This window comes from Sorangium sp. So ce176, assembly GCF_051519835.1.
GTDB classification, from domain to species: domain Bacteria; phylum Myxococcota_A; class Polyangia; order Polyangiales; family Polyangiaceae; genus Sorangium; species Sorangium cellulosum_G.
This window is the reverse complement of the sequence record NZ_CP150371.1, coordinates 3,727,238-3,748,548: the sequence shown is the minus strand read 5'-3', so window position 1 is coordinate 3,748,548 and position 21,311 is coordinate 3,727,238. Positions and strand designations below refer to the sequence as shown.

Annotated in this window: 6 protein-coding genes; all 6 read right to left on the bottom strand. The window is 68.5% G+C overall.

The genetic code is table 11. The features are described from left to right. Window positions 1-44 precede the first annotated feature (44 nt). Entirely contained in the window at window positions 45-11,591 is an 11,547-nt protein-coding gene (locus tag WMF42_RS14180; protein WP_437692429.1) for a tetratricopeptide repeat protein, read from the bottom strand. Window positions 11,592-11,667: 76 nt separating this feature from the next. Further along, the gene (locus tag WMF42_RS14175) at window positions 11,668-12,576 is read right to left on the bottom strand and encodes a tetratricopeptide repeat protein (protein WP_233562598.1); all 909 of its coding nucleotides are present in this window, start codon (window positions 12,574-12,576) and stop codon (window positions 11,668-11,670) included. Between the two features lie 546 nt (window positions 12,577-13,122). Beyond that, window positions 13,123-15,159: an AgmX/PglI C-terminal domain-containing protein gene (locus WMF42_RS14170; RefSeq protein ID WP_061612702.1), complete on the bottom strand. Its 2,037-nt coding sequence runs from the start codon at window positions 15,157-15,159 to the stop codon at window positions 13,123-13,125. A gap of 89 nt (window positions 15,160-15,248) precedes the next feature. Further along, window positions 15,249-15,491, bottom strand: a complete 243-nt coding sequence (locus tag WMF42_RS14165; RefSeq protein ID WP_434047331.1) for a hypothetical protein — start codon at window positions 15,489-15,491, stop codon at window positions 15,249-15,251. Window positions 15,492-15,896: 405 nt separating this feature from the next. Next, window positions 15,897-17,360, bottom strand: a complete 1,464-nt coding sequence (locus WMF42_RS14160; RefSeq protein WP_233562596.1) for a tetratricopeptide repeat protein — start codon at window positions 17,358-17,360, stop codon at window positions 15,897-15,899. Between the two features lie 11 nt (window positions 17,361-17,371). Further along, a complete protein-coding gene (locus tag WMF42_RS14155) occupies window positions 17,372-21,226 on the bottom strand; it encodes a hypothetical protein (RefSeq protein ID WP_061612699.1) in 3,855 nt (1,284 codons plus the stop codon). Window positions 21,227-21,311: the final 85 nt, after the last annotated feature.

Here is a 21,311-nt window from a genome sequence, read left to right as displayed (position 1 = left end):
GGTTGAGGAAAATTCCGCTACCTTGGGTCGTTCTCCGCGCGCGCTCAGCCCTCGCCGATGGCGATGCCGAGCGCCTGACGCAGCGCGAAATACTGATCGCTTGTCGAGAAGGTGATGAGCTCCTTGAGCTTGTCCTGGGGCGGGAGATCCCCGGGCTGCTGCGGCTCGGCGGCGATGATCTTCTTGGCGATCTCGAGATCGCCCGAGAGGAGCAGGCCCGCGCGCGCCGCCGTGATGTCGACGCACTGGACCCACCGCTTGATGTTCGCCTTCGCGCCCTCCGCGAGGAACTTCTTGACCACCATGCGGAGCCCCTCGAGCTGCATGGGCTGCATGAACCCGCGGAGCGTCTGCGCGGTGGCCGTGATCTGCTTCTCGATGTCCTGCGGCACCGGCGTGTCGGGCGCGACGAGCTTGATCCCCGCGAAGAGGAGCACCGTCAGCTCGGTGACCGTCGGGAACAGCGTCTTGATGTAGTGCTCGCCGCGGTACATCGCGAGGTGCTTGCCCACGATGAACGTGAGCTCCTGCGGCGAGAACCCGGTCAAGACGGTCTGCCCCGCGACGGACGCCGGCTGCTCGTTCGCCACCGCCACGAGCGCGCCGGGCACGTCGCTGCGCACGTAGAGCCGCGGCGCCGTGATGCCGAGGACGTTGGCAGCCCAGCCGAAGGTCCGCGCGAACGTCACCGTCGATGTCGCCGGATCCTGCAGGAACCGCTGGTCGAGGACCGGCAGCTCCCTGCGCTGCTTCAGCGTCTCGATCTTCGCCCTGAGCGCGGCGCCCGCGATCATCTCGAAGATCTTGCCGACGTAGAGGTTCTCCTCCTCGTGGAACAGGTTCCTGATCCACTGCTCGTTGTCGAGCCGGCTCTTCGCCTGGATGAGCCCCTGCGGGCGGTAGTCCTCGAAGTACTGCTGCTCGTCCGGATCGGCCTTGCGGAGGAACGCCAGCGCCGCCGCCACGCACCAGGCCTGGTCGTACTGCTTGCCGTCCACGTACAGGCGGTAGAGCCGCTTGTACGGGTCGATCTTCATCGGATCGAGCTTGACCATCGCCTGGAACTCGCCGGTGGCCTGATCGAACTGCTCCGCCTGCTCGTAGAGCTCCGCCAGGATCAGGTGCTCCGTCGCGTCGTCGGGCTTGAGCCTCGAGGCCATGCGGAACGTCTCGACCGCGGCCGTCCTGTCGCCGAGCCGGTCGCGGTAGATGAGCCCGAGCGCGTGCCAGAGGCTGTACTCGAGGTCCGTGTTCCCCTTGCCGGCGACCCGGTGCAGCATCTTGCGGTACGCCCGCTCGAGCTGCTTCCACTCCTTCTGCGCCGTGAGGATCTTGTTGATGCGCTCGAAGGCCTCGAGGGAGTGCGGGTTCAGGTCCAGCGTCTCGTTGAACAGCTCCACCGCGCGCGCCGGGTCCTCCAGCTTGTCGCGGTAGATCTGCGCCATCGTGTAGAGGTAGCGGCTCTTGCGATCCGGCTGCGGCTCGAGCTCGGCGATGTGCTGGAGGCACTCCACCATCTGCGACCACTGCCCCGTGCGCTGATAGAGCTGGAGCAGCTTGTGGAGCAGCACGTGGTTGTGCGGCTCCAGCTCGAGCGCCTCCTCGAGGGCCTCCACGCCCTTCGGGATGTTGTTCTCCTTCTCGACCCAGATGTCGCCGATCTCGTTCAACATCCTGAACCGCTCGGGGCCGTCCATGATGTTGTCGAGGATCTGCCGCTTGTACTGGCAGACCTGCTTCCAGTCCTTGAGGCCCTCGTAGACGGAGACCATCGCCTCGAGCGTCGGCCGGTGCGCGGGCTCGGCCCCGAGCGCCTTCTCGAAGTTGTTGACCGCCTGCTTCGACTGCCCCTGCGCCTGCTTGATGCAGCCGAGCTTGTAGTAGACCGTGGCGCGCTCCTCGGTCTCGGCCTCGTCCAGGCTGGTCAGCACCTTCTGGTAGTTCGTCAGCGCGCTCGCCCAGTCGCTGAGCTTGAAGCTGACGTCCGCCAGGCCCCGGATCGTCTCCTGGTCGGTCAGGTCGAGGTTGTGCGCAGCCGTGTAGGCCTTGAGCGCCGCCTCGTCCTTCCCGAGCCGCTCGAGGACCCGCCCGAAGGTCCGCTGCAGCCGGTGCTGCTCCGACCGGTCGCGCTTGCCGCTCTTGCGGACGAGCATCTCCGCGAGCGGCTCGGCCTGGGCCCACCGCTCCGTGGAGACGTACTCGGTGAGGAGCGGCATCGCGGCGTCCTCGTTGTCGGGGTCGCTCTGGAGCGCCATCTCGTACGCCTGCACCGCGAGCGCGTGCTCGCCGAGCATGTCGTCGCGGAGCTTGCCGAGCTCGACGAGCAGCCGCGCCTTGGCGCGGGGCGCGTCGGTGTTCATCTGCTCCTGCTCGAGGTAGCGCGCCGCCCGGTCCCAGTCGGCCGCGTCGATCGCGATGACCCGCAGCGCCGCCAGCGTCGGCACGTGGGACGGATCGAGATCGAGCGCCATCTCGAACCGCTCCTGCGCCAGCCCCCGCTCGCCGAGCTTCTCGTCGAGCTGCCGGCCGATGCGGTAGTACATCTCGACGCGCTGCTTGCCGTCGGCCGTGAGGTCGGCGACGCGCGTCATGTACTCGATGGCCTTCGACGAGTTGTCCTGCTTCTCGTAGAGCTTGGCCAGCGCCTCCAGGGCCGGGATGTGCGTCTCCTGGATGTCGACGATGTTCAGGTAGGCGTCGATCGCGCGGTCGAGATCCTCGATCTCCTCCGCGTAGACCTTCGCCGTGTGGGACCAGAGCTCGATCTTCTTCTGGCGATCCTCGGCGGCGTTGATGTGGCGGTCGTACGTGTTGATGAGATCGTGCCACTGCCGGAGCCGGCGGTAGCAGCGCTCGAGGGCCTCGAGCGCCGGCTCGTGCGACGGGTCGATCTCGACCACCTGCTCGAGCCGCGCGGCCGACAGATCGGGCTTCAGGAACTGCTCCTCCTGGAGGGTCGCGATCTTCATCAGCACGTCGATGCGCTCGCGCTCCGTGGTGACCACGTCGAGCTGCATCTCGAGGACGCGCACGAGATCCGGCCACTGGTGCGTGCTCGTGTACACGCGCTCGAGCCCCCGCATGGCGAGGAGGTTCGAGGCGTCGATGTCCAGCACCTCGCGGTAGACCGCGCCGGCCTTGTCGATCAGGCCGAGCTTGGTCTCGTACAGGCCGGCGGTGCGCAGCTTCACGGACGCGACAACGTCGGGCTCGGTGACGGCGCGCGCCTTGCGGAGCAGCACGTCGACGAGATCGTTCGACTGATCGCGGTCCGTGTAGATGCGCTCCAGCGCCTCGAGGGCGGGCAGGTGGAGCGGATCGACGTCGAGGGCGCGCCGGTAGAAGCTGAGCCCCTGCTCGACCTCGCCCATGTGCTTCTCGAGCACCTCGCCGAGCTCGGTCAGGATCTCCTTCCGGTCGACGTCGGTGACCGCGACGTTGAGGGCGCTGGTCAGCATCTGGCCCTGCTGCTGCCACTGGCCGGTCTTCTTGAGGTAGTTGGCCATCTGGCGCAGCACGGCCACGTTGTTCGGGTCGTACGCGAGGATCTGCTGGTAGTACGGCTGGGCGTACTCGGGGTGGCCGAGGTCCTCCGCGTACCACTTGGCGAGCCGCAGGCAGAGCGTGATCTTCTGGAGCGGCGCGGTCTGCTGCTGCAGCCAGCCGTTCACCGTCTGCACGAGCTCGGGCCAGCGGTTCGTCGCCTGCGCCATGCGCTCGAGGTAGCGGACCGTGTCCATGTCGGAGAAGTCCATCTCGAACGCCGTGAGCAGCGCGTCGAAGGCCTGGGGCTTGTCCTCGAGCTGCTCCTCGAAGACGCGGGCCACCTTGCGGAGGATCTCGGTCTTCTCGTGCACCTCCTCGCGCGAGTCGAGCCGCGCGAGGTAGAGCTCGATGAGCGGCTCGCTGCGCCGGGCCGCGTCGTGGAGCTGCTCGAGCGCCGCGAAGGCCTGGTCGTGCGTCGGCTCGAGCTCCAGGACCTTCTCGTACGCGAGCGTGCCCTTGTCCCTCTCCTCGACCTGGTGCTCCCAGATCTGCGCCACCTCGAGGTACTCGCGCACCTTGTCGGCCGGCGACTCGTAGGCCGCAGCCCGGCCCATCTTGACGTCGATGACCTCGACCCAGCGCCCCTCCGCCCGGAGCAGGTTCTCCAGGGCGGCCATGGCCTCGAAGTCCTTCGGGTCGACGTCGAGCAGCTTCCGCCAGGCGTCGATCGCGTCGTACGACTGCCCGAGGACGTGCTGGTAGGTCGTCCCGAGCTCGCGGTAGAGCGCGATCACGTTCTCGGCCGGCAGCACGTCCCGCGCGCGATCCACCGTCTGGTGGAGCGCGGTCACGATCTGCTCGGGCTCGTTGCGCAGCCGCCAGATCGCCGCGATGGCGTAGAGCGCCTCGAGGTTCGCGTAGTCGATGTCGAGGACGCGCTGGTAGTCGTCGAGCGCGGAGTCGTCGCGGCCGAGCTGCTCGTGGAACAGCTTGGCGCGGCGGAGCAGCACCGCGACGCGCGACTCGTCGTCGATCGCGATGTCGTAGTGCCGCTCGAGGACGTCGCAGAGCTCGGCCCACTGCCCGACCCGCTCGTACAGGTTCGACAGCGCCGCGAGCGCCTCCGGATCCTCACCGCGGAGGTCGAGGACGCGCTTCCACGTCTCGACCGCGCCCTGGACGTCGTTCAGCCGGTCGGCGAGCAGGTGCGCCATCTTGGCGCGGATGTCCGCCTCCTGGCTGTCGCCCATCGCGTTCTCGAGCTCGCGCTCCAGCACGACCTTGAGCTGGGTCCAGGCCCCCTTGGTCGTGTAGATGCGCTCGAGGGCGCTGATCGCCTGCTCGTTCGTCGTCTCGAGCTCGTCGAAGATCCGCCGGAAGGCGCGGATGGCGTCGTCGAGCTGGCCGAGCCGCTCCTCGTACGTCTGGCCGAGCCGGAGGTAGAGGTCGACGAGCTCCGGGCGGTCCTCGGTCGCGCGCACCCGCTGCTCGAGCACGCTCGCGAGCTCGGGGTACTGCTCGAGCTGCGTGTAGATCCGGTCGAGGTTGGAGAGCGCCTCCGCCTCGAGCGGCTCGATGCCGAGCACGTACCGGTACGTCTCCTCCGCCTTCGCGACGTCGCTGAGGTCGGTCTCGAAGACGCGCGCGAGCCGCTTGCCGATGCTGGTCTGCACGTCCTTGTCGGCGTGGATGCCGAGCACGTCGGCGTACGCGTTCGCGAGCAGCTCCCAGCCGCCGTCGACCGAGCCGGCGAGCCGCTCGACCTCCTCGAGCGTCTTCTCGTCGCGCGGGTACTCCTTGAGCGCCCGGATGTAGACGCTGAGGGCCCCGTCCACCGAGATGAGCCGCTCCTCGTGGAGCTCGCCCAGGCGGTAGTACATCGCCACCCGGTCGGACTCCTGGGTGAGGTGCGCGAGCTCCGCCTCGAGCACGCCGCCGAGCTTCTCCCACTCGGCCGCGGCCTGGTAGAGCGGCTCCAGGATCGCGCCGATCTCGATCTGCTTGATCCCGGCCGCGAAGAGCCCCTCGAGGGCCTCCAGCGTCGGCGTGTGCTCGGGGGCCGCGGTGAGCACCTCGCGGTACGCCGCGATGGCCGCCGGCAGGTCGTTGAGCCGCGTCTGGTGCACCACGCCGAGCCGGTACTTGAACTCGAGGATCTCGTCCGGCGACTGCGCGATCTCCGCCTCGCGCGAGAGGATCTCGACGAGGTCGCTCCACCGCTCGGTCGCGGTGAAGAGGCGGTCGAGCGACGCGATCGCGGCCTGGTTCTCCGGATCGACCTCGAGCACGCGCCTGTAGCGCGCGACGGCGCTGTCGATGTCGTCGAGCTGCGTCTCGAAGATCTGCGCGAGCCTGAGCCCGAGCTCGACGAAGCGCGACGGCTCCTCGCCGAGCCGGCCGAGCTCCGTGTCGTAGAGCGCGGCGACCTGCGGCCAGCGGTTCACCATCATCGCGAGCCGCTCGAGGTTGGAGAGCGACTCCTCGTTGCCGATGTCGCACGTCACCGCCCGCGCGTACGTCTCGAAGGCGGAGAGGTGATCGCTCAGCATCTCCTCGGAGAGGCGCGCCACGCGGTGGAGCAGATCGACCTTCTCGTACGGATCCTCGGCGACCCGGACCCGGACCTCGAGCACGCTGATCAGCTTCTGCCACTCGCCGGACGCGTCGTAGATCGGCTCGAGCACCAGGGCGGCGCCGAGCGCGTCCCTGCTGCCGTCCTTGATCTGCTCGAGCGCGCGGAGCGTCGGCTCGTGATCGGGCATCTGCTGCAGGAGGTCGCGGTAGAGCTCGATCGCGCGGGGCACGTCGTCGAGGTGCTTCTCGTAGAGCTCCGCGATCCGGTACTGGTAGCTGATGCCCTCGGCCGGGTCGGAGGTGATCTCCGCCTCGTGCTGGAGCACGCTGAGCAGCTCGAGCCAGTTCTGCGAGGTCTGGTAGAGGACGTCGAGCCGACCGAGCGCCTGGAGGTCGTCCGGGTCGATCTCGAGCACCCGCTGGTAGGTGTCGATCGCGCTCGCCACGTTGCCGAGCTCGCGCTCGTACACCGCGCCGATCTGGTAGTAGATGCGCTTCTTCTCGCCCGAATCGAGGACGAGATCGGCCTTCTTCGCGTAGACCGAGAGCAGCTCCTGCCAGCGCGAGAGGCTGAGGTAGAGCTTGGTCAGCGCGTCGATCGCCCGCAGGTCCTCGGCGTCGAGCTCGAGCACCTTGCCGTAGACGGCGATGGCCTGGTCGTGCCGCTCGAGCACCTCCTCCTCGATGCTCGCGGCCTGGAACAGCGCGAGCTTCTTCTCGTTCAGGTCGTCGAGGATGTCCGCCTTCTGCTGGAGGATCTGCGACAGCTCGTTGTAGCGCTCCGACGTCCGGAACAGCCGCTCGAGCGACTCGGCGGCGTGCAGGTTGCGCGGATCGATCTCGAGCACGCGCCGGTAGTGCCCGACGGCGCTGTCCATGTCGCCGAGGTCGCTCTCGTAGATGCGCGCGCTCATCGTGTAGAGCGTGCTCGCGAGCTCCGCGTCGGTCTGCTGCGCCGCCAGCGTCTCGAAGACGCGCGCCAGGTCGGCGAAGCGACCGGTCGCGCGCGCGAGCCGATCGAGCCCCTCCTGCGTCGACTCCGAGGCCGGATCCTGGCTCAGCGCCCGCGCGTAGGTGTCGAAGGCCGAGCTGAGGTCGCCGCCCGCGTCCTCGTAGAGCACGGCGATCTGGTGGAGCAGCTCGACGCGACGGGTCACGTCGTCGCTGCGGCGCACCTGCACCTCGTGCACCCCGATGAGCTTCGTGTAGTCGCCCGACTGGCGGTACAGGGGCTCGAGGATCTCCGCGATCGCGACCTCGTGCTCGGGGAGCTTGCCGAGGCGCTCGAGGGCCGCGAGCGCCTCGACGTTCGTCGGCTCGCGCTCGAGCACCTGCCGGTAGATGTCGATCGCCGGATCGACGAGCCGCATGCGCGACTCCCGGAGCGCCGCGAGCCGGAGCATGAGCCGGATCTGCGCCTCCTCCTCGACGGCGATGCTGAGCTGCGCCTCGAGGTTGTCCGCGAGCTCCTCCCACATGCCCTGGCGGCTGAAGAGCCCGTCGAGGGCGGTCAGCGCGACAAGGCTCGTGTCGTCGATGGAGAGGACCTCGCGGTAGGCGGCGATCGCCTCCTCCGGCTGCCCGAGCCGCTGCTCGTAGACCTCGGCCATCTGGGCGTAGAGGCCCTCGCGCTCGGAGGGCTCGTGCACGAGCTCGATGCGGCGCCGGTAGACGCCGATGAGATCGCCCCAGCGCTCGGTGCGCCGGTAGAGCGCGTCCATCGCCTCGAGCGCCTCCGAGTCGCCCGGATCGATCGAGAGCACGCGGAGATAGCCGTTCGCCGCCTCCTCGACCTTGCCGAGCCGCTCGTGGATGCTCGCGAGCCGCATCCAGTACTCGCGGCTCAGCCGGGCGTCGCTCAGCGAGTCCGCGATCTCGCTGAAGATCACGTCGAGCCGATCCCAGGCGCCCGCCTGCGCGGCGAGCGACTCGAGCTCCGCCCGGGTCTCGGCGTGCGACGGGTCGTCCTTGAGCGCCCGCGACTGCGCGTCGAACGCGCGGCCCAGGTCGTTCAGGCTCTCGGCCGCCGTCCGCGCCACCTTCCGGAGCAGCGAGACGCGCGTCGCCGTGTCGCCCTCGGCGGCCGCGAGGATCTCGAGCGCCTGGATCAGCTTCTCCCAGTCGCCGCGCCCCTCGTAGATCTCCTGCAGGATCGCCGCCGCCTCGGCCCGCAGCGACTCGTTCGAGAGCAGCGCCTCGAGCGCGAGGCGCGCCGCGTCGTTGCCCGGATCGAGGATCAGGATTTCCTTGTAGTTCTCGAGCGCTCCGGCCGCATCGTTCAGGTGCTTCTCGAGGGTGCTCCCGAGCCGGAACTTGAGGTCGATGAGCGCCTGCTCGTCGAGCGGGGAGTCGATGCGCTTGCGGAGCACGTCGACGTACGACTCCCAGTCCCCTTGCTCGCGGTAGAGCTTGTCGAGCGCCGCGAGCGCCTGCGGGTCGGTCGGCTCGTCGTCGAGCACCTGGCGGTACGTCGCGATCGCCCGCGCCGCGTCGCGCAGCTCCCCTTCATAGAGCTCCGCGATGGCGTAGAGGATCTGCTTGCGCTCCTCGGGCTCGGCGATGATCTCGAGCTTCTTCTCGTAGATGCCGAGCAGATCGCCGAACCGGCCCGTCTCGCGGTAGAGACGCTCCAGCGCGCTGATCGCGGCCTCGTTCTCGCCGTCCGCCTCGTACACGGCGCGGAACTGCGCGAGCGCCTCGTCGATGCGCTTCACCTCGTCGAGCAGCACGCGCCCGAGGCGGAGCCGGAGATCGACGCCGAGCGCGATGTCCCCCTCGCCCTCCGCGCGCGAGATCGCCGTCGAGTACGCGTCGATGAGCGCGTCCCACCCCTCGGTGGCGCGCGCCGCCCGCTCGACGTCGTCGATGCACTGCTCGTCCTGCGGGGCGATCTGGAACGCGGAGAGGTAGCGCTCGAACGCGCGCTGCGGCTCCTTGAGCCGCGTCTCGTAGAGCGCGGCCACCTGCCGGTAGAGGTCGAGCCGGGAGACGTCGTCCTGGTCGTGCGAGAGCTTCACCTCGATCGCGCCGGCGAGCCCCTTCGGGTTGTTCGCCTGCGTGTAGATCGGGATCAGCGCCTCGGCCGCGGCGAGGTGCGAGCCGTCGATCGAGAGCACCTTCTCGTAGGCGCGCGCCGCGCGATCGGCCTTCTGCTTCTGGTTCATCCAGAGCTCGGCGATCTTGACCAGCAGGCTGATCTTGGCGGCGTCGTCGGTCTCCTTCGCCTCCTGCGACTCGAGGACGCGGATGAACTCGTCCCACTTGCCGCTCTCGGCGTAGAACACCTCGAGGTCGTCCCAGCGCTGGAGCTGGAGGTACGCCTTCTTGAGCGCCTCCTGGGCCTTGCGGTCCTGGGGGTTCAGCGCGATCACCTCTTGCCACGCGCGGACGGCGGCCTCGTCGTCCTTGAGGCGCTCGCCGTAGAGCTGCGCGAGCTTGCTGAGGAGCGCGAGCTTCTGCCCGCTGTCGAAGGTCGTGTCGACCTGCTTCTGCAGCACCCGCGCGAACGCCTGGTAGTCCTTGTTCTTCTCGTAGAGCCCGGCCAGCGCGTTCAGCGCCTCGGGGTTCTCCGGGTCGTTCGCGAGGACCTCGTCCCAGAGCTCGATGCAGAAGTCGACCTTCTTCACGCGCTCGGACGCGAGCTTCGCGATCTCGAGGTACTTCGCGGCGCGCTCGCCGCCCTCCGGGAGCGCCGCGGCCTCGCGGCGGAGCAGCCCGATGAGCTTCTCCCAGTCGCGCCGCTTCTCGTAGCTCTGGCGGAGGAAGTCGATCGCCTGCGTGTGCTCGCCGTCGATCGCGAGGATCGCCTCGTAGCACTTCACCGCCTCGGCCGCGTTCGAGAACTTGCCCGAATAGAGCTCGGCCGCCTTCGAGTAGTTCTCGATCTTCTCGGCGGGATCCGACACCGCCTCGGCGATCTCGATCAGCGTCTTGACGTACTCGTTGTACCGCTTGGCCTGCTCTTGCTTCTGGGCCTTGGCCTTGAGCTCCTCGACCCGGCCCGCGGCCTCGGCGGCGGGCGGCGGCGGCGCCGTCGGGCGCCGGCCGATCTCGGAGTCGGCGGGCCTGCTCTCGGCGGGCGCGCGCGCCGGCGGCGCCGGCTCTGCAGCGATGACCGAGGTCCTCGCGCTGGCGTCATCGTCCGACGAGGCGTCGGCCGGGACGTCCGCGGGCGTGCTCGCCCTGCCGCTCACGGGCGCCGGCGCGCTCACGGGCGCCGGCGCGCTGACAGGCGCCGGCGCGCTCACGGGAGCGCGCACGCTGACAGGCGCCGGCGCGCTCACGGGAGCGCGCACGCTGACAGGCGCCGGCGCGCTCACGGGGATGGGCGTGGCGTCCGCCGCGCGATCGATGGGCGCGGGCGCGGCGGCCACGGGCGCCGCAGGCGCGACGGGCGCTGCCGCGACGGGCGCTGCCGCGGCGGCCGTGAGGCGCTCGCCGATCTGCGCCTCGAACGCGCTCACGCTCGGGTGCGTCGGGGCGACCGCCGAGAGCCGCTCGAACCAGCTCCTCGCGCGGATGAGGTTTCCGAGCTGCCGCCAGGCGATGCCGCCCGCCTGCGCGATCATGTACGGGGAGCTGCCGTTCTGGTTGGCGGCGCTCTCCGCCAGCGCCGCGACGCGCTCCCAGTTGCCTTCCTTCGTCCCCCAGAGCTCGCGCAGGTAGGCGAACGCCGCCTCGTTCGACGGGTCGTACCGGAGCGCTTCTTCCAGGAGCTTCGAGCCGATCTCGACGTTCTGGTGCCGCGTGGCCCAGCGGACGCCGAACTTGAACGCCGCCTCGCCGCGCGCCACGCCGGCGCGCGCGTCGAGGATACGGCGCTGCGTCTCCACGATGGCCTGCGGCCGCTCCTCCTCGGCGAGCAGCCCCTCGAACATCGCCGCTGCCTGCTTGTCGGAGGGCGACGCCTCGTACGCCCGCCGGAGCAGGTCCTCGAGCTGACCGCGATCGAAGCGCTTCGCGAGCCGCGCCGCGCGGAGCAGCAGCCTCTTGCGCTCGCTCGTCGTCGCGGCCGCGTCGGCCGCGTCGACCAGCTCCGTCATGTGCGCCGCCCACGACGACTGATCGACCTGCATGTCGCCGAGGCACGCGCGCGCCTCCTCGCTCGTGCCGCTGGAGACGCCGAGCGCGCGCGCGTACGTCGCCGTCGCCCGCTCGAAATCGCCCGCGTCGCACAGCACGTCGCCGAGCTCCACGAGGAGCTCGGCGGCCGCGGTCCCCTCCGGGGCGTTCCTCAGCTCGAGCTCCAGGAGCTTCTGGACCATGTTGGTCTTGCCGAGGTCCCAGTAGATGGAACGAGCCGACTCCAGCGCCTCGAGCAGCGCTGGATTCAGCTTGTATGCGTCCTGGAAGTGCTTCAGCGCCTTGACGGCCTGAAGGAACTTCTCCTCGAGCAGCCGCCCGAGCTTCAGGTGATATGCCGCCTTCCGGGTCGCGTCCCCTTCGGCCGCAATCCCCTTCTCGAGCTCCTCGACGAGCCCTTGCCAGTCATGAACCGACTCGAGATGATTGAGACGCTGCGCAAGATCCATTGATTATCGACCCTCGGCCCCGACCTTCGAACGGATTGAAACGCTCACGTGTCCCGCGCGGCGCGCGGCATCACAGCTACTGGCCACCGAGCCGCGCGACGAGCGTGTTCGCCGTCTCGCACTCGGTCTTGAAGCTCGCCGCCCTCGATCCCTTGCAGGCGCGCGTGGTGAACCCCTTGAGCATCTGGATGGCCTCCTGCTTGCGAGGCGGATCCAGGGTCGCGTACGTGCTCCCAAGGCTCCAGAGGATCTGCACGGACTCGGGACCATCCGCCGGCGCGGCCGCCCGGGCGGCCTCGAGCGCGGCCACCATCTCCGCCGTGGCCCCGCGCTCCTGGTAGACCGTCGCGAGCAGGCTGTGGATGCCGAAGAGGTACTTGTCCCCGGGCTTCGCGAACGACTTCCCCTCGTTCAGCACCTGCTCGGCCTCCTTCGTGTAGCCGAGGCGGGTGTAGAGGTCGGCAAGCGCCGCGTAGTAGCGGATCTCGTCCGGGTTGTGCTCGATCGCCTTGGTGAGGTTCTCGAGCGCCTTCTGCTCGTCATCCGTCCAGAGGTAAACGTTCCCGAGCTGCGAGTAGCAGTCAGCGAAGTTGGGATCGTTCTCGATACACTTCTGATAGGGCTCCTTGGCCTCTTCGTAGGAGATCGTCTTCTTCTTCGCCTGCTGCTCCAGCGCCCAGCCCCGCTCGAACCAGTAGTTGGCGAACTTCGGGGCGATCTGCGTGGCGCGCGCCAGCGTCGATGCGACCTTGTCCCACTCCTCCTTCTTCTTGTGCGCCATGGCGAGCTTGAAGAAGATGCGGTGGTTTGTGGGGTCGAGCTTGGTCGCTTGCTCGTACTTGTTCGCCGCCCCCTCGGGATTGACGGCGACCTCCTTGTCGGCCTGATTCGCCAGGATGACGGCCTCCTGCCGATGCCGGGTGCAGCCCAGCCCCGCCGCGCTCGCCGCGACCAGCCCAACCATCAAGAATGCCCGAAGCTTCATCTCCTCACCTTTCGAATGAAACCGGCGCCGCCGGCTCCCAAGTGATCGTGGGCGTCGCGTCGCCCCTCTCCAGCATCCCGGGAGCGGCTGCGCCGCTCCGTGTCAGCATCCCGGACCGGCTGCGCCGCTCCTTCAGCAACCCGGAGTCGGCTGCGCCGCTCCTTCAGCAAACCCGGAGTCGGCTGCGCCGCTCCGTCCCCGCATCCCGGAGCCAGCTGCGCCGCTCCGTGGTGTGGCACCGTCACATGCGTCCTGAGGTGGCGCGCGTTCAACCTCGCGCGGCGTCGCGAGAATAGGCGGATGCAACCGCGGAAGTCCAGGGCTTCAGCTCCCGCACCCGCGACCGTGTGGACGGCGTTCGGGCGCCGCCCGCCCCTCCCCTGCGGCGCGACGCGCGACGACCTGGGCGCCCCCCCCCACCGACCGCCGCGCGATGGACGCAGACGCCGAGCGCGCCCGCGGCTCAGGTCGCGTCCGGTCCTGAAATGGCAAACGCCCCGCACGGTCCGTGCAGGGCGCTCGCGCACGCCACGCTATCAGGCGAGCTCAGCCGCCGGGGCTGAGCATGATCGGGTAGACGACGGTGACGATACCGCCCTCGGGCTGCGGGAACGACAGGCCGTAGAAGGCCCGCACCACGCACGAGACCACGCCGTTGTCCGGCAGGTCCGAGCCGCCGTTACCCACGTTCGACACAGCGCCGTCGCGCCCGATGACGAAGCGCACAGCGACGCGGCCCTGCAGGTTCGGGTTGTTCCTGAGGCCGTTCTCGTAGCAGAGCCGGAACCTACCGAAGTTCTGGCGCACGATGCGCTGGATGACCTCGGGGGGCAGACGGCCGCTGACGCTCGTCGCACCCATACGCACCTGCGGCGGCTTGGTGCGATGCGACCCGCCGAGGCGGCCGTGGCCGGAGCCGAAGCCCTGACCCGTGCCGGTGCCGGCGCCGTGACCGATGGTCCCGATCGAGCCGAGGCCGATACCCTCGCCGCGACCGCCGCCGCCCTCGCCGATGCCGGAGAGGCCGAGGCCGCCAGCGCCGAACGAGTCGCCGATCTGGTCGCCCCACATGTTGCCGCGCGCGCTCAGCGCATCGTTGCCGAGCGAGTCGTCACGACCCCACGGCGCTGTCGGGGCGTTCGGATCGCCGCCGGCGCCGGCGTTGAGGAGACCGATCATGCCGAACTCCGCGGCGTCGCGCAGCGCCGCCTGGCGGGCGATGTGCGGATCGGGGTTGTCGGCCGGGCCCTGGACGCCATAGCGGTTGCCGGTGGCCTTGGTGTTCGGGTTACCCATCGAACCCTCTTCACCCTTGGCGCGGGTACCGGTGCCGCCCTCCTTGTTGTCCGCCGCGTTCTCGGCGACCTGCTCGGTCTCCTTCTCCTCCATCTCCTTCTCGGCGGCGGCCGCGAGGTACTGCTGGATGAGGAACTGCTGATCCGCGGAGATCCCGTCCTCGCCCGTGTCGCCGAGCGGCGGCATGAAGAAGGCCATCGCCGCGAGCAGCCCGAGGTGCACCGCCATCGAGAGGCCGGTGTACAGCAGGCCCTGCGTGTCGAGCTGGAAGTGCCCGGCCACGACGCGGCCCGCGTTCACGGCGGATACCTGGAAGATGATGCCGTCGAGCTCGACCTTCGCCTTCGCGCCGGACGGCAGCGCCATCTGGTAGGCGCCCGAGAGCTCGGAGCACGGCTGCGCGCGCCCCTGGTCAATCGCCTGCTGCACCGTCATCTTCGGATGTCCGGGGAGCTCGATCGTCCCGGTCGCGCGGGGCAGGAGCACCACCGAGACCGAGCCGGTGCGGTCCGCGAGGACGATGGGCGCGCGCGTCGTGCCGAGCTTCTCCGACGGGATGAAGTAGTCGCACTTGAAGTTCTTGCCCTCCTCCTCACCCACGTAGAAGGAGCGCGGCGGGGTGAGGTGCTCGACGTGGAGCACGGCGGCATCCCACAGGATCATGATCTCGACGGACGCCGCCGGGACCTCGACCTCCTCGCTCGGCACGTCCGGCCCGTTCTTCACGAGCGTGTACGTGTAGGATCCCTCCGGCGCGTCCGGCGGCACCTCGTCGACGGCGGCCGCCGACTGCGCGAACGGGTTGTTGTAGGCAAACGGGTCTGCCCCCGCGCTCGCGGCGAACGGGTTCGCCGGCGCGCTGGCAGCGAACGGGTTCGCCGGCGCACCGGCGGCAAACGGGTTCGAGGGCGCCGCGGCGAAGGGGTTCGCCGGCACCGGCTTCGCGGGGCCCGCCGCGGCGGCGACCGCCACCGGCTCGGCGCGCTCCAGCATGATCTTCGTGCCGCCGATCTGGAGCTGATCGCCTGGGCTGATCTTGCACTTGTTGACGCGCGCCCCGTTCACCATCGTTCCCGGCTCGTTGCCGAGATCGATGAGCGTGATGTCCTGCGGGGAGGCGACCTCGATGACCGCGTGCATGCGCGAGGCAAGCTCGTCATCGACACGCAGATGGCTCTTCGCGTCCTTGCCTACCTTGACGATATCCTGCGTGATCGTCTCCCGACGGACGAGCGCCTCGTTTTGGTAGAGCGCAAATGTGAGAGCGACCCTTTGCTTGCCTTCCATCTCCGCCAGCCTTCCCTATGCGCCCCGCGGCGCACGCCCCCAGCATCTGGGGATAAATCGATAGGGCAGGTTCCAGCCTGCCCGGCACATCAGAGGTTCTCGACCGACTTGAGCATCTCCGGGACGAACGAGGTGCGGGGCCGGATCAGCGTCGTCCGGACCGGACCGGGGCGCACGCGGATGGTGGCGTCGTTGGGGCCGAATCCACCGGCGTTCAGCGGATCGTCGGAGAACTCGTACCCGTAGCCCTCGTCCTTCTTCCCACCGCCGCCGCCCTGAGCCTCCTGCGCGAACGCCGATGAGGCGACCACGCTCATAAGAACGGCAGCCACGACTCCCGCACCCAATCGGGTCAACCCTCTCATTTCAGCCTCCTCAGAATGTTCCGACGCCGTTACAGTGCCATTGTACCGCCTATCGCGGCGGCCGGTCAACCAGCTTCGCAAGCCTTCGAGGCGGCAGAGAGCACGACCCACATCCGCCTCGACAGCCGATTCAACCCAAGGTTCCCGAGCGATGCCATGAAAGTGACCAGCCCCCCTCTCCTCCGTGACGGCGAGCATGCAGCGAGCACGCGGAGAGAGAGGGAGGCTGGTCGCGCTGCCTGACGCGCTGCGGTGCGGCCCGACGCACCGGTAGAGCTCGCCTGGAATACTGCCGTATTCCTCGCTCGCTCTGCCGGGCTCGGGCCGCTCACGACGTGCGTCAGACAGGGCTCAGGACAACGCTCCTGCTGCTTACGGGGCCGGAGCGGCCCCTTCTTCGCCGTCGGCCCCGGCAGCGGCCTCCTGCTCGGCCTCCTTCGTCTTCATGTCAGCCTCGGCCGCCTTGCGTTCGGCCTCGGTCTGCTTGTTGAAGGCGATGATCTGGTCGATCTCTTCCATGCGCTCCTTCGACCGCTTCACCGCGTCGGTGAACTCGGCGCTGGAGCCCGCCTTCTGGATGAACTGGCCGAACAGCCCCTTCGCCGACTGGAGGGCGCCCTCGGCGGACTTGCCGCCCGACTTGGCCTTGTACTCCTGGGTGAGGATCGCCTCGTTGTAGTAGGTCTCGGGGCGCTCGGGGGACAGCTTCTTCGCGGCGTCGAGCTCCGCGCTGGCGGCCGCCACCATGTTGTCGAAGTTCGAGTCGTCGATCTGACCGCGCAGGGCGAGCGCGAGGCCGAGGTGAGCGTCGTAGTCGTTCGGACGCATCTTCAGGGCCGCGCGGTACGCCTCCTCCGCCTGCTGGAACCCGCGGAAGCTCAGGTTCACAGCCGCGTAGTTCATCTGCGCCTCGTAGAAGGTCGGGTCGAGCTTCCTCGCCAGGTTGAACTCCTGAACGGCGCCGTTCAGGTTCGCGAGCTCGACCTGGATCATCCCCGCGGTGTTGTGGATCGGCGCGTAGTTCGGGTTCTTGCGGATGGCCTGGGAGCAGACCAGCGCAGCGAGCTCCAGCGCCTGCGTGTCGACCTTCTTCTGCTTGCTGACGTTGGTCGCGACCGCCTTGCCCGACCTCCGGCCGGCCTTCTGCTTCGCCGTCTCCAGGTAGTAGATGGCGAGCTGATTGAACGCCGGCATGAAGGCGTCGTCGACCGCCAGCGCGCTCTGGATGTACCGCTTCGCGCGCTGGAAGTCGTTGGGTCCGTCGCTGTCGGCGACCTGGTTGCCGCGCTTCATGTACAGGAGCGCGAGGTGCACGAGCGCCTCGACGTTCTTGTACTGGGCGTCGACGACCGCGGCCTGCCGCATCTCGCTGATCGCCGCGTCGATGTTCCGCTCGCCCGACTCGGCCAGGTTGTAGAGCGCCACCTGGACCCGCGCGGGGTGGAACTTCGGGTTCTTCTGGAGCGCCTGCTGGAAGTGCTTCTTCGCCTCCGCGTCGTTCTTGCAACGCTGGTACGCGAGCCCCGCGTTGTAGATCGCCTCGGCGAACGTCGTGTCCCCCTGCTCGTCCGCCGCGTCGAGGAAGAGCTTGGCCGTCGAGCTGCAGGTCGCCGCGGTCCAATCGCCAGCCTTGTCGTGCTGGACCATGGTGTCCATGGCGGTCTTGAACTTGTTTGCCGCCGCGACCGACACGGCGTTGCCCTTGCTGTCCGTGATCGCCTTGCCGGTCGTGGGATCCTTCGCCGCGTGCGCCGTGCCGCCGGTGCTACCGCCGCCACAACCCGACGCGGCCAGGAGGAACACCGCGATCGCTGCCAATGAGGTGATGCTTCTCATGTTTCGCTCCATCACTTCCTGGGTCGGGTTGTGGCCCGATCGAGCGGCGAGCCTTGCTTGGAGGCGCCGGACCTCGCCGGCGCTTCCTTCGTCTTCTCGTCGCCCTCTTCCTTGCTGGCAGCCGGCTTGTCGGTGACCGTCAGCGCCTCGCGGTACGGGGTCCCGTCGAGGTTCAGCGGCGCGGGACGATCGCTCAAGCCGGAGTTGACCCGCGACGGGGCGCCGCGGAATTCGTCGATGAGGTGGTACTCGGCGCCGTAGTTCTTCGACAGCCACACCTCGCACGTGCGCGAGTAGTCGTCGAAGTACTGGTACTTCACGGACAGGTCGAGGCAGGTCTTGAACGCGCCCTTCGCCATCTGCTTCTGCGGCTCGCTCGCCTCATCCAGGCGCGAGTAGTACTCGCCCCGGATCTCGTCGTACGAGACGTCGGTGCCCGGCACCATTCCGCGGCCCTTCCACTCCTTCGGGATCGGCGCGGCGCGGAACTCGGCGACGAACTTGCCCCACATCTGACCGACGCGCGCGCCGGCAGCGATGACCCACCGCGGCGGAGGCGTCGGCTCCAGCTTGAGGATCTTCTGGTACTCCGCGTCGGCCGCCTCGATCGCCGGGCGCTTCTTCTTCACCCAGTCGGCGACCTTGGTGTTGATGTGCTTGAGGACGTCCTCGCGGTTCCCGGCGCCCTTGTACTCGGGGAACTTGATCTTATCGACCTCCTTCCGCTTCTGCTCGGCGAAGTGGAAGTAGGCCTCGCCCACCGCGGTCAGCACCTTGCCGAGACGGCGCAGCTTCTCCGGCTCCTCGCCGCCGATCGCGTCGAGCTTCTTCAGCGCGGCCGCCGGGTCCTTCCAGTAGCCCCGGACCTTGTTGTACTCGCCGTTCGCCGGGGTCACGCTCTTCGTCTGCAGGAGGACGCGCGCGTACATCGCGTGCGCCTGCACCTGGACGTCGAACGTCGCGTTGCGGTCGATCTGCGGCATCGCCGTCGACAGCCGCCGGCGCGCTTGATCCCAGTCCTCGCGGTCGATGTAGTGCGCGCCGATCGCGAACGCGATCTGCGCCGTCTGCGCCGGCTTCGCCTTGCCGTAGTTCTTGTTGAAGAGGTCGGCGTCCTTGATGGCCTGGTCCTCCTGACCGAGGCCGAGCCGGAGCACGACAGCGTCCTGGAGCGCCTCTGCGGCCTTCTCCCCCTTCGGGTTCTCGCGGGCGTAGCGCTCGTACCAGTTCGCCGCCTCGTCGTAGACCGCGATCGCCTGGTAGTTGCCGCCGATCTCGTAGATCGACGTCTTCGCCAGCTCGGTGTTGTGGAGGTTGTACCTCGGATCCAGCAGGATCTTGCGGGCCGAGATCGACTTGGCGATGAGGCGAGCGGCCTGGAACGCCTTCGCGGCGTTGTAGAGGACCTCCTCGCTCTTGTCGCAGGCGGGCTGCTTGGCCTCGCAGGCGGCCTCGCCGTACTTCTTCCACATGTCCATGTAGGCGAGCGCGGCCTTCTCGTAGTTCTTGAGGGCCTCGACGCCGCCGGCCGCGTCCGCCGCCTCGACGAGCTTCTGGGCGCGCAGGCGCTCGATGTCGCGCTGGATGCGGATCAGGATGCCGCACTGCTCGGCGTTCTCCTTCTCCTTGCCGCCCTTGCAGTAGAGGTCGATGAACTTGGGCACATCCGCGGCCATGTCGTCGTAACAAGACGGACGCGGCGGATCCATGTTCGCGCCGAGGACGTTGAGCGACTCGAGGTAGAGCTGCGAGGCGTAGATGCCGACTTCCTTGTCGGCGTGGTTCAGCGCCACGTCGCGGAACGCGAGCGCGGCCTCCTCCCAGTGCTGCGCCTCGAAGTACGTGCGGCCGCGCGCGTACTTCACCTCGACGTACTGCTCCTGCGCCTCCTTGTCGTTCGCGGCGGGCTTGATGTAGCAGACGTAGCGGTTGAAGGCGGTGATCATGCCCTTCTGGCTGTCGTTGAACTCCTTGGGCTGGAACTTCGCCTTGTCCGCCTTCTTGTCCTTCTCGCCCTTCTTGCCCGTCCCCGGATCGGGGAGGTTGCCGGCCCCCTTCTTGTCGGAGCCGTCCTTGTGGGTCTCGGTGTAGATGTTCTGGTAGCAGAGCACCGAGGCGTACGCGGCCTCAGCCGCCTGCGGGCCGTTCGGGTCCTCGGCCACGACCGAGTCGAACGCGGGGCCGCACTTGGCCCAGTCCTTCTGGAAGTACAGAAGGTCGGCCATCGCGTACTTGATCTTGAAGATGTTCGGCCAGTCCTCCTTCAGGATGCGAGGGAACTCGAACTTGGCGAACTGCTCCTGCTTGAAGTTGTTGACGACCTTGTCGTAGAGCTGCGCGGCGAGCTGCATCGTCTTCTTGTCGCCGGTGCCGCGCACGCCGCCCGAGCCAACCGCCTCGAGGTGCCAGGCCATCGCCGTCTCGGTCAGCAGCCCGGCGGTGATGTTCGAGCACTTCAGCTTGGCGTCCGCCGGGTGCCCCTCGTTGCCGAACTTGTTGTGGACGTCGAGCTGGCGCCCGAGCACCTCCATGATCTGGTCCTTGTTGCCAGACTTCATGGCGAGCGTCGCCTCGGCGATGTGCCCCTGGTACACGCAGTACTTCGGGCCCCGGTCGCGGGTCATCAGGTCGGTGTAGAGCTCGATGCCCTCCTTGTAATGACCGGTGTCGAGGTAGTTCTGCCCGAGATCGTCCATCATCTTGAACGTCTTCTCGGAGCTGCCGCTCGTGTCGCCGCTGAGCGGCCGGAGGAAGTCATGGGACTTCCGCGGGTCGCCGGCGAGCGCGTAGACCGGGATGATGTCGCGGCGCGCCGAGACAGCGAGCTGGGCCGCGTTCGGCATCTGCTGGTACTGCTGGCCGTACTCGATCGTCTTCTTGAACTCGCTGATCGCGCGGGCGAAGTCGCCCTTGTTCCAGTAGACGTACCCGAGCTTGTAGTGGGCGTAGCCCCACACCTTGTTCTCGGGCGGCGGGTACTGGGTGACCTTGACGTACGACTGCTCGGCGAGGTCCCACTTGGACGGGTCGCCCTGCGCCTCGTTGAAGAAGAGCTCGCCGAACGCGAGGTACGCGTTCGGGATGTACTTCGAGTTCGGCCAGTTCTTGATGAGCTCGAAGTAGACCTTGCGGGCGTCCTCGAGCTGCTGCGCCTGCTCGTACTCGTAGGCGAGGTAGTAGAGGACCTCGTCCGTGCAGCCCGTGCTCTTCGCGGGGTCGGCCGCGTTGGTGCTCTGGCAGTACTTCGGGTACTGCGTCTTGAGGTTCGTGTAGTACTTGATCGCGCTCTTCCGCGCGGCGGCGAGGATCTTGTCGGCCTTGGAGATCTCCGCCCGCAGGCCGGCGACCGCCTTCGGGTTCTTCCGCTTGGCCTCGTCGGCCTTGATCTGCCCCTCGGTCTTGTCGCGGAAGGCCGCCGACTCGAGCTCGACGTAGCCCTCGGCGAGGCGCCGCATCAGCTTCGGCCGATCCGGCGCGTTCTTCGGCGTCGAGGCGTACAGGCCCTCCAGGCCCTGGATCTCCGTGATCAGCAGGCTCCGCACCTTCGGGGCGAGCCGATTCCGACGCTCGTCGCGCTGCGCCGACGCCTGCGAGGCGGTCGGGTTGGCCGGCTTCGTGAGGTCCTCTCGCTTCTTCAGGTTGATCCCGGTGGGGGCCGACTTGAAGCTGACCTGCGGCTTCTTGCCGGCCGACACCTGGAGCTTGCCGCCCGGACAGGCGGCGATCGCGTCCTTCGCGGGCTGCGTGATGCACGCGTCGGCCGCGGACGCGGGGCTCGCCGTGACCGCGCACGCCGCGACGGCCAACGTGCCTGCCGCCGCGCGGAGCGCATGCAGTACACTGAACTTCGACTGCTTCATCTCCATCTCCGTCCCTCCGCCACGGACCCCCGTGAGGAAGCGCTGCCTGCCCCGCGGACCACGGCCGCGGGGCCAACCATGATAAAACGGC

Bases quoted from the DNA above. Each gene is read 5' to 3' on its own strand.
- WMF42_RS14180 (WP_437692429.1), bottom strand. From the start codon at position 11,591: ATGGATCTTGCGCAGCGTCTCAATCATCTCGAGTCGGTTCATGACTGG.
- WMF42_RS14175 (WP_233562598.1), bottom strand. From the start codon at position 12,576: ATGAAGCTTCGGGCATTCTTGATGGTTGGGCTGGTCGCGGCGAGCGCG.
- WMF42_RS14160 (WP_233562596.1), bottom strand. From the start codon at position 17,360: ATGAGAAGCATCACCTCATTGGCAGCGATCGCGGTGTTCCTCCTGGCC.
- WMF42_RS14155 (WP_061612699.1), bottom strand. From the start codon at position 21,226: ATGGAGATGAAGCAGTCGAAGTTCAGTGTACTGCATGCGCTCCGCGCG.
- WMF42_RS14170 (WP_061612702.1), bottom strand. From the start codon at position 15,159: ATGGAAGGCAAGCAAAGGGTCGCTCTCACATTTGCGCTCTACCAAAAC.